General features: G+C 51.6%; 1 rRNA gene. It reads left to right on the top strand.

Annotated features, from left to right (window positions below):
* Positions 1 to 459, top strand: a 16S ribosomal RNA gene (locus ACTHTA_RS11420); the annotation flags it as partial.

The following is a 459-nucleotide window of genomic DNA, read 5'->3' as shown; positions in this document are numbered from 1 at the left end:
GCCTACGGGTGGCTGCAGTCGAGGATTTTTGGCAATGAGCGCAAGCTTGACCAAGCGATGCCGCGTGCGGGATGAAGGCCTTCGGGTTGTAAACCGCTGTCAGTGTGGAGGAAAATTTGGTGTATATCCAAATTTGACTAATACGCAGAGGAAGTGAGGGCTAAACTCGTGCCAGCAGCCGCGGTAAGACGAGTCTCACGAACGTTATTCGGAATTACTGGGCTTAAAGGGTGCGTAGGCGGTGGAGTAAGTCGGGTGTGAAATACCATAGCTTAACTATGGAACTGCACTCGATACTACTTTGCTAGAGTAAGACAGAGGTGAGTGGAACTGAGGGTGGAGCGGTGAAATGCGTTGATATCCTCAGGAACACCGGTGGCGAAGGCGACTCACTGGGTCTTTACTGACGCTGATGCACGAAAGCTAGGGTAGCAAACGGGATTAGATACCCGAGTAGTC

This window comes from Neisseria sp. P0013.S005, assembly GCF_051958425.1.
GTDB lineage: Bacteria > Pseudomonadota > Gammaproteobacteria > Burkholderiales > Neisseriaceae > Neisseria > Neisseria subflava.
Note: the sequence above shows the minus strand (reverse complement) of the source record. Positions and strands in the feature narration are given on the sequence as shown.